The sequence below is a fragment of the Propionicimonas sp. genome, from assembly GCF_047606205.1.
Taxonomy (GTDB): domain Bacteria; phylum Actinomycetota; class Actinomycetes; order Propionibacteriales; family Propionibacteriaceae; genus Propionicimonas.
On sequence record NZ_JASGES010000216.1, the window covers coordinates 1 to 7,556 of the forward strand.

5 protein-coding genes and 1 pseudogene are annotated in these 7,556 nt (G+C 70.7%); all 6 read left to right on the top strand.

What is annotated here, in order from left to right; all coding sequences use genetic code 11:
* Positions 1 to 381, top strand: a pseudogene (locus QM633_RS13495) (50S ribosomal protein L25); the annotation flags it as partial.
* Between the two features lie 8 nt (positions 382 to 389).
* Positions 390 to 992, top strand: a complete 603-nt coding sequence (pth, locus tag QM633_RS13500; protein WP_415154283.1) for an aminoacyl-tRNA hydrolase — start codon at positions 390 to 392, stop codon at positions 990 to 992.
* A 40-nt stretch (positions 993 to 1,032) separates the two neighbouring features.
* Positions 1,033 to 4,653, top strand: a complete 3,621-nt coding sequence (gene mfd / locus QM633_RS13505; protein ID WP_415154284.1) for a transcription-repair coupling factor — start codon at positions 1,033 to 1,035, stop codon at positions 4,651 to 4,653.
* Between the two features lie 68 nt (positions 4,654 to 4,721).
* Positions 4,722 to 5,252, top strand: a complete 531-nt coding sequence (locus QM633_RS13510; protein ID WP_415154285.1) for a hypothetical protein — start codon at positions 4,722 to 4,724, stop codon at positions 5,250 to 5,252.
* On the top strand, positions 5,249 to 5,872 hold the full coding sequence (locus tag QM633_RS13515; protein WP_415154286.1) for a MazG nucleotide pyrophosphohydrolase domain-containing protein: 624 nt from the start codon (positions 5,249 to 5,251) through the stop codon (positions 5,870 to 5,872). Before QM633_RS13510 ends, QM633_RS13515 begins: the two co-directional genes overlap by 4 nt.
* Positions 5,873 to 6,142: 270 nt before the next feature.
* The gene (eno, locus tag QM633_RS13520) at positions 6,143 to 7,426 is read left to right on the top strand and encodes a phosphopyruvate hydratase (protein WP_415154287.1); all 1,284 of its coding nucleotides are present in this window, start codon (positions 6,143 to 6,145) and stop codon (positions 7,424 to 7,426) included.
* The last annotated feature ends 130 nt before the right edge of the window (positions 7,427 to 7,556 follow it).

The following is a 7,556-nucleotide window of genomic DNA, read 5'->3' on the forward strand; positions in this document are numbered from 1 at the left end:
AACCCGGTCAAGGGCAACATCGAGCACCTCGACCTGGTCATCGTGCGCAAGGGCGAGAAGGTCACCGTCGAGGTGCCGCTGGTCGTCGTGGGCGATCATGCCGCCGACGGCGTGATCGTGATGGACCAGCAGACCATCGCCCTCGAGGTCGAGGCCACCAACATCCCGGCCGACATCGAGATCGATGTGACCGGCCTCGAGGTCGGTTCGACCGTCACCGCCGCCGACCTCAAGCTGCCCGCCGGGGCGGTGTTCCCCGGTGCGCCCGACGACCTGATCCTCTCGGTGGCCGCCGCTCCGTCGCAGGCGGCGCTGGACGCCGACCTGGCCGGCGAGGCCGGCGAGGCCGCCGAGGAGTCGGAAGAGGCCGAGGAGGCCTGAACCCCTCCATGTCCACGTGGTTGTTGGTCGGGCTCGGTAATCCGGGCCCGACCTATGCGTCTCACCGGCACAACGTCGGCTACATGGTCGTCGACGAACTCGCCCGCCGTGCGGGTGCCCGGTTCACCGGAGCGGGGCAGTTGCGCGCGGAGACCGCCCAGACCCGGCTCACCGCGACCGGTGGGCTCGGCGGCCTCGGTGCGGACGCCGACCAGGTCGTCCTGCTCAAGTCGCGCACCTACATGAACGAGTCCGGCATCGCGGTCGGCAAGGCGCTGGGCTACTACAGGATCCCCGCTGAGCGGCTCGTGGTCGTCCACGACGAACTCGACCTCGACTTCGGCCGGCTCCGGCTGAAGTTCGGCGGCGGCGACAACGGACACAACGGGCTGAAGTCGATCCGCCGCAGCATCGGCACCGGGGACTTCTTCCGGGCCCGCTTCGGCGTCGGGCGCCCGCCCGGCCGGCAGGACCCGGCCGACTACGTGCTGAGCCCTTTCCCCTCCGCCCTCGCCGCCGACCTCGCCGTGGAGGTGGACCGGTGCGCGGACGCCGTCGAGGCGCTGCTCACGGTCGGGCTGGACGCGGCGCAGGGCCGGTTCAACTCCTGAAGTCGCCGCAGCGAGTGCTGTCGGTGGTGCTGGGTAAGGTGTGCCGGTGATCCTGAGCGGCCTGGTCGACCTTGTCGGCGGAGAACCGGTCCTGGCCGAAGCCATCGCCGATGCGCGCTCCGGTCGCGTCCCTGCCCTCGACCTGACCCTGCCCGATGCGGTCCGTCCGCTGTTCGTGGCGGCCCTGGCGGGGCAGACCGCCCGTCCGGTGCTGCTGGTCACGTCCACCTTTCGTGAGGCGGAAGCTGCGACGGCGGCGCTCGGATCGCTGCTCGGCGAGGACGACGTGGCCTATTACCCGGCCTGGGAGACGCTGCCGCACGAGCGGCTGAGCCCTCGCTCGGACACGGTCGGCCGTCGCCTGGCCGTCCTGCGCCGGCTGGTCGGCAACGACGAGCTGCCCGCGCCGCGCGTGGTCGTCGCGCCGGTCCGCTCGGTGCTCCAGCCGCAGGTCAAGGGCCTGGCCGAGCTGCTCCCGGTCACGCTGGTCACCGGTCAGGACTACGACCTGGCCGAGGTCGCGCAGGGCCTGGTGGACGCGGCCTACATCCGGGTCGACCTGGTCGAGCGGCGCGGCGAGTTCTGCGTCCGCGGCGGCATCATCGACCTGTTCCCGCCGACCCTCGAACACCCGGTCCGGATCGACTTCTTCGGTGACACCGTGGAGGAGATCCGGCCGTTCGCCGTGGCGGACCAGCGGTCCTTCGACACGACGCTGGCCGAGGTCGTGGCCTCGCCGTGCCGCGAGCTCCTGATCACCGACGATGTCCGGGCGCGTGCGGCCGAACTCGCCGCGACCCACCTCAACGAGCCCGGCAACCTCGGCGAGCTGTTCGACAGGATCGCCGCCGGTCACGCCGTGGACGGCATGGAGTCGCTCGCTCCGGTCCTGGTGGACGGTCTCGAACTCCTCCTCGACGTGCTGCCGCCCACCACGCAGGTCCTGCTGTCCGACCCCGAACGCATCCGCGCCCGCGCCCACGAACTGGTCGTCACCAGCGAGGAGTTCCTGCACGCGTCCTGGGCCGCGGCCGCCGAGGGCGGCAGGGCGCCGATCGACCTCGGCGCGTCCGCCTACCGCAGCCTGGCAGACGTCCGCGCGCACGCGCTCGAGCTCGGCCAGTCGTGGTGGAGCCTGTCGCCGTTCAGTTCGGGGGAGCAGGACGCGGCCGCCGGGGCTGTCGTCGTGCCCGGCTCGCGATGGGACTCGGGCTCCGACGCACCGACCGCCGGCGACCGCGTCGACATCGGCGTCCCCACCCGCACGGTGGAGGCCACCGAGGCGCCGGTCTGGCGCGGCGACACCGAGGCGGCGGTGGCGACCATCCGCGCGTCGGTCGCGGCCGGCCGGCGGACGGTGCTCGTGGCCGACTCCACCGGGCTGGCCTCCCGCATGGAGGAAGTGCTGAAGGGCGCCGACATCCCGGTGACCCGCCCCGGAGAGCTCACCGGGCCCCCGCCGGCCGGGCTGGCCTGCATCGTCCGCGCCGAACTGCGGCACGGCTTCCTGCTGCCCACGATCGGGCTGGAGCTGTTCACCGCCGGCGACCTGTCCGGCCAGCGCGAGGCGGACAAGGCGTCCCGCAGGATGCCGGCCCGCCGCAAGAACCAGATCGACCCGCTCGAGCTCAGTCCCGGTGACGCCGTCGTCCACGAGACCCATGGCGTGGGCCGCTACGTCGAGATGGTGCAGCGCACCGTCGCCGGCGCCACCCGCGAGTACCTGGTCGTCGACTACGCGCCGTCCAAGCGTGGGCAGCCGGGGGACCGCCTCTACGTCCCGATGGACCAGCTGCACCTGGTCACCCGCTACGTCGGCGGCGAGAACCCGACCCTCGACAAGCTCGGCGGTGCCGACTGGGCCAAGCGCAAGTCGCGGGCCCGCAAGGCCGTCCGGCAGATCGCCGCCGAGCTGATCAAGCTGTACGCGGCCCGGCAGGCCTCCCGGGGCTTCGCCTTCAGCCCGGACACGGTCTGGCAGGGCGAACTGGAGGACGCGTTCGCCTACGTCGAGACACCCGACCAGTTGGCGGCGGTGACCGAGGTCAAGCACGACATGGAGCAGCTCGTCCCGATGGACCGGTTGATCTGCGGCGACGTGGGCTACGGCAAGACCGAGATCGCCGTGCGGGCGGCGTTCAAGGCGGTGATGGACGGCAAGCAGGTCGCGGTCCTGGTGCCCACGACACTGCTCGTCCAGCAACACCAGGCCACTTTCGCCGACCGGTACGCGGGGTTCCCGGTCACTGTCGCCACGCTGAGCCGGTTCTCCACCGACGCGGAGAAGAAGAAGGTGATCGCGGGGCTCGCGGACGGCGGTGTCGACGTGGTCGTCGGCACCCACGGGCTGCTCGCCCAGGACGTGACCTTCTCCGACCTCGGCCTGGTCGTCATCGACGAGGAACAGCGGTTCGGCGTCGAGCACAAGGAGGCGCTGAAGAAGCTGCGGCTGAACGTCGACGTGCTCGCGATGAGCGCCACCCCCATCCCGCGGACGCTGGAGATGGCGATCACCGGCATCCGCGAGATGAGCGTGATCGCGACCCCGCCGGAGGAGCGCCACCCGGTGCTCACCTTCGCAGGCCCGTACGACGCCAACCAGGTGCGGGCGGCGATCCGTCGCGAGCTTGCGCGCGAGGGGCAGGTGTTCTTCATCCACAACCGGGTGCAGAGCATCGAGAAGACCGCACACCAGCTGGCCGAACTCGTCCCCGAGGCCCGGATCGCCGTCGCGCACGGCCAGATGAACGAGCACGCGCTGGAGCAGGTGATGGTCGACTTCTGGGAACGACGTGCGGACGTGCTGGTCTGCACGACCATCGTCGAGGCCGGCCTGGACATCTCGACCGCCAACACCCTCCTGATCGAGCGTGCCGACCTGCTCGGCCTGTCCCAGCTGCACCAGCTGCGGGGCCGGGTCGGACGCGGCCGCGAGCGCGGCTACGCCTACTTCTTCTACCCCCCGGACAAGCCGCTGACCGACACCGCGCACGATCGGCTGGCCACGATGGCGGCCCACACCGATCTGGGTGCGGGCATGGCGATCGCGATGAAGGACCTGGAGATCCGCGGGGCGGGCAACCTGCTCGGCGGGGAGCAGTCCGGCCACATCGCGGAGGTCGGGTTCGACCTGTACATCCGGCTGGTGTCCGACGCCGTCGCCGACTTCCGCGGCGAAGAGACCGAGCCCGAGCCCGAGATGAGGATCGAACTCCCGGTCGACGCCCACCTGCCGGGCGACTACATCGAGTCGGAGCGGCTGCGGCTGGAGATGTACAAGCGACTGGCCGCCGTGGCGACCGACGCCGACATCGTCGCGATCCGGGACGAGTTGCTGGATCGCTACGGCCCGCCGCCGGCGCCGGTCGAGGCACTGCTGGCCGTCGCCTCGTTCCGCCTGCAGGCGCGTCGCCACGGCGTCCACGAGGTGGTCGCGCAGGGGAACATGATCCGCTTCGCCCCCGCCGATCTGCCCGAGTCCGCGCAGCTGCGGGCGTCCCGGCTGTACCCCGGATCGCAGTACCGCAAGGTGCAGCAGGTCCTGCTGCTGCCGCGTCCGGTCACGCGGCCGATCGGTGGGGCGCCGGTCACGGACGCGCCGCTGCTCGCGTGGGCGGCCAAGGTCATGGCCGACGTCTTCACGCCCCCCACCAGCGGGTAGGATCGCGCAGGCGGGCCCCGCTGGTCGAGCCAGGGACGGGCCGGAACCGGATCGTGATGGGACGGAAGATGAGACTGAAGCTCGCGGCACTGGCCACGACGGGAGTGCTGGCGCTCGCCGGATGCGCGTCCGGCAACCCGCAGGTCGCCGCCTATGTGGACGGGACCCCGATCAGCGAGTCGCAGGTCGACGGTCCGGCCGAGGCGCTCGCCAACGCGAGTTCGGACGCCACCGACTCGGCCAGCGCGTTCAGCGCCACCGTGCTGTCGATCATCATCCAGAGCAAGGTGGCCGCGGCCGCCGCGGCCACCGACCCGTCGATCGCCGTCACCCAGGCGCAGCGCGACACGGAGATCGCAGGCAACGAGACGCTGGCGACCCTGGTGAAGGATCCGGCCGCGACCGACTTCATCAACGACTACGTCGAGGCGAGCCTGATCGTCAGTTCCGACGCGGGGAAGGCGGCCTTCACCAAGCAGTTCGCGCAGACGTCGGTGAAGCTGAACCCCCGGTTCGGCACCTGGGACGCCACGCAATTCGCGATCGCCGACGGCAGCAACGGTTCGCTGTCCTCCGTCGCCCCGATCAAGCAGGAATGAGCGAGCTGGAGCGCCTCGTGGCGGTGATGCACCGCCTCCGGTCGGGGTGCCCGTGGGACGCGGAGCAGACGCACCTCACGCTGGTCCGCTATCTGGTCGAGGAGACCCTGGAGGTCGTCGAGGCGATCGAGGCGGGCACCGACGACCACCTGGCCGAGGAACTGGGTGACCTGCTGCTGCAGGTCGTCTTCCACGCCGAGATCGCCGCGCAGGACGGCCGGTTCGACATCGAGGACGTCGCCGGCCGGATCGCCGACAAGCTGGTCGCACGGCACCCCTACGTGTTCGGTGACGGCGCGGTCCCGGACGACCTCGTCGGGTCGTGGGAGCGGGCGAAAGCTGTCGAGAAGTCCCGCGCGTCCGCGCTGGACGGGATTCCCCAGCAGCTCTCCGCCCTCACCCGCGCCCACAAGGTGCTGGTCAGGGCCCGCAGCCACGGCCTGCCGCCGGAGGTGCTCGGGGTCCGCGCCGGCGAGGCGTCGTCCGACGCCCTCGGCCAGGAGTTCATCGCACTGGTCGCCCGCGCCGAGGAACTCGGCCTCGACCCCGAGCAGGAGGCCCGCGCCGCGCTCCGCGCCCTGGAGTCCCGCGTCCGCTACGCCGAGGCGTCCCGCGGCTGAACGACAGGGGACGGTTCCTTTCCCGTTCGCTGGTCCGTCCCGCTTTCCGTTCGGGGGACGGTTCCTTTCCCGTTCGCTGGTCCGTCCCCCTTTCCGTTCGGGGGACGGTTCCTTTCCCGTTCAGCTTGCCGGGCCGCGCCGCGCACGCACGTCCGGCCATCGTTCGACGGCCTGTCGCCCACCCTTCCAGCTTCCTCCGCGCGCGAGCCGTGGACGGCGCCTGCCGGTAGGGTAGGGGCCGTTGACCACATCGTCTGAAAGGCATGAATAGTGGCAAGTATCGAATTCGTTGACGCCCGCCAGATCCTCGATTCGCGGGGCAATCCGACCGTCGAGGTGCAGGTTGTCCTCGATGACGGCTCCGAGGGCCGCGCCGACGTGCCGTCCGGTGCGTCCACCGGTGCCTTCGAGGCTGTCGAACTGCGCGACGGCGATGCCGCGCACTACGGCGGCAAGGGTGTGCTGAAGGCCGTCGAGAACGTGATCGAGCAGATTGCGCCCGAGGTGATCGGCATGGAGGCGGACGAGCAGCGGCTGCTCGACCAGGCCATGATCGAGCTCGACGGGACCGACAACAAGAGCAAGCTGGGTGCGAACGCGGTCCTCGGCGTCTCGCTGGCCGTGGCGCACGCCGCCGCCGAGTCGGCCGGGCTGCCGCTGTACCGCTACCTGGGCGGCCCGACCGCCAACCTGCTGCCCGTTCCGATGATGAACATCCTCAACGGTGGCTCGCACGCCGACTCCAACGTCGACATCCAGGAGTTCATGATCGCCCCGATCGGCGCGGCGACCTTCGCCGAGGCCCTCGAGATGGGTGCGGGCGTCTACCACTCGCTGAAGTCCGTGCTGAAGGGACGCGGCCTGGCCACGGGTCTTGGCGACGAGGGCGGCTTCGCCCCGAACCTGGACAGCAACGCCGAGGCGCTCGACCTGATCCTCGAGGCGATCACGAAGGCCGGCTTCACCCCGGGCAAGGACGTGGCGCTCGCGCTCGACGTGGCCGCGTCCGAGTTCTACAACGAGGACGGCACGTACAACTTCGAGGGCGGCAAGAAGACGGCCGACGAGATGACGGCCTACTACGCCGAGTTGGTCGAGAAGTACCCGCTGGTCTCCATCGAGGATCCGCTGAACGAGGACGACTGGGACGGCTGGAAGAAGATCACCGAACAGCTCGGTGAGGCGGTTCAGCTGGTGGGTGACGACCTGTTCGTGACCAACGTGACTCGGCTGCAGAAGGGCATCGACACCAGGACGGCGAACGCGCTGCTGGTGAAGGTGAACCAGATCGGCTCGCTCACCGAGACCATCGACGCGGTCACGCTCGCCCACCGCAGCGGCTACTCCACGATGATGAGCCACCGGTCCGGCGAGACCGAGGACACCACCATCGCCGACCTCGCCGTTGCCCTGGGCTGCGGCCAGATCAAGAGTGGCGCGCCCGCGCGTACCGAGCGGGTCGCGAAGTACAACCAGCTGCTCCGCATCGAGGAGGACCTGGACGACGCCGCACGCTACGCCGGTGCGTCCGCCTTCCCGCGGTTCAAGGCCTGAGGCCAGTCAGCACCGGGCGCCGGCGGGGACCTTCCCGCCGGCGCCCGCTGCCTGTTGCGTCATCCGGACCGAGTTGGGGACGGTTCTCTATTCGGTCCGCGGCAGAAGGTGGACCGAGTAGAGAACCGTC